The sequence below is a fragment of the Hallella faecis genome, from assembly GCF_018789675.1.
GTDB lineage: Bacteria > Bacteroidota > Bacteroidia > Bacteroidales > Bacteroidaceae > Prevotella > Prevotella faecis.
This window is the reverse complement of the sequence record NZ_JAHKBE010000124.1, coordinates 1-1,400: the sequence shown is the minus strand read 5'-3', so window position 1 is coordinate 1,400 and position 1,400 is coordinate 1. Positions and strand designations below refer to the sequence as shown.

At 43.2% G+C, this 1,400-nt stretch carries 3 protein-coding genes; all 3 read left to right on the top strand.

The window, feature by feature from the left end:
• Positions 1 to 67: 67 nt before the first annotated feature.
• From KM934_RS12745 to KM934_RS12735, 3 genes are read left to right on the top strand one after another with little or no spacing between them, the layout of a single operon-like run.
• Positions 68 to 337 (top strand): hypothetical protein, encoded by a 270-nt coding sequence (locus KM934_RS12745; RefSeq protein ID WP_215760988.1) that lies wholly within the window; start codon positions 68 to 70, stop codon positions 335 to 337.
• Between the two features lie 7 nt (positions 338 to 344).
• The gene (locus tag KM934_RS12740; RefSeq protein ID WP_042517328.1) at positions 345 to 932 is read left to right on the top strand and encodes a metallophosphoesterase; all 588 of its coding nucleotides are present in this window, start codon (positions 345 to 347) and stop codon (positions 930 to 932) included.
• Positions 929 to 1,285, top strand: coding sequence for an arsenate reductase/protein-tyrosine-phosphatase family protein (locus KM934_RS12735; RefSeq protein WP_215760987.1), 357 nt, complete (start codon positions 929 to 931; stop codon positions 1,283 to 1,285). The genes KM934_RS12740 and KM934_RS12735 overlap by 4 nt, the downstream gene beginning before the upstream one ends.
• Positions 1,286 to 1,400 lie beyond the last annotated feature (115 nt).

The window sequence follows — 1,400 nt, the reverse complement described above, 5'->3', positions numbered from 1 at the left end:
CACATTGAGGATTAGATAGTTGTAAATAATCTTAATATTTAACGACACTCCCTATATAGCCTGTGCTATGGGCAGACACCGCACGGACATTGCCATTGCGCTTTACTATGTGATGCACCCTTCCGTTCCGTTTGAAGAAGTGCCGGAGATGAGAGGGCATCGCTATGTGGAGAAAAAGGAGTTCCGCTGTGATGATATTGCCGCAAGGCTCAACAGCATTATCAAGGCAGTCACTCCCGACGAGCTTGCCATGCTGGGGCTGCCAGCTGACTATGAGGCAGAGTTTCTGAGACGTAAAAAGCATTTGTTTGAGGTAAACCGTAATTTCGAAGATTAAAATGAAAATGATAGAACAAATAGAATTAAAAAGTGGACTTTCTCCCAACAAGATATGGTTCACCTCAGACACTCATTTCTTTCACGATAAGGTTGTGGAATACTGTCAGCGTCCTTTTGCCAGCGTGGAAGAGATGAACGAAGAGTTGATAGCTCGCTGGAACTCCGTGGTACACCGCGATGGTATCGTATTCCATCTTGGCGACTTCTGCTTCGGTAAACCCGACAACTGGAACTACATACTCGACAGGCTGAAGGGAAGGATATTTCTTGTGTTGGGAAATCATGATACTAGACATATCAACGAAGAAATAGCATCACGTTTTGAATGTGTTGCTATTCAGATGCGTCTTCATGTGAATGGCCAGAAAATATATCTCCACCATTTCCCGTTTCTCTCCTATGGCGGAGACAATCACGGCACATGGCAATTGTTCGGGCATATTCATTCCAATCAGCAGGAATCCAATATTATCGACAAACATCGGCTTTCTATGTTGCTCCCCAGCCAATATGATGTTGGCGTAGATAACAACAATTATACGCCGGTATCATACCGACAGGTTGAAGAGATCATTAAAAAACGGAAACCATGAACTACAAGATTTGCTTTGTATGCACAGGCAATGCCTGTAGGTCACCATTCGCAGAATGTGTGACGAAGAAACTATTGGCTGATGCAGGAATAGAGGACATTGAAGTGTTCTCCCTTGGTACATTGGACTGGGGCGAGAATCCTCGTGATGCTGCGATGGTGGATGTGGCGAAGGAACTGGACTATGAATTAAGTGGTACGACTATGGTTATGACACGTGAGAAACTGATGGCAGCGGATGCGATCATTGTGTTTGACGAACGTCACCGTGATGCCATAACACGAGTATTGGACTATAGCCATTGGAACCGTATCGTGCTGTTTAATAAGATTGCATGGGATGCAAGACGGTAATGTACTCAAGTTTCGGATTTAGAATGAGTTCATAAAAAAGTTCATAAAAAAGGCTTTGAATATTTCCGTATATCACGGAAAATGAGTAAATTAGATGTGACAAAAAAAACATTAC

Bases quoted from the DNA above. Each gene is read 5' to 3' on its own strand.
- KM934_RS12735 (WP_215760987.1), top strand. From the start codon at position 929: ATGAACTACAAGATTTGCTTTGTATGCACAGGCAATGCCTGTAGGTCA.
- KM934_RS12745 (WP_215760988.1), top strand. From the start codon at position 68: ATGGGCAGACACCGCACGGACATTGCCATTGCGCTTTACTATGTGATG.
- KM934_RS12740 (WP_042517328.1), top strand. From the start codon at position 345: ATGATAGAACAAATAGAATTAAAAAGTGGACTTTCTCCCAACAAGATA.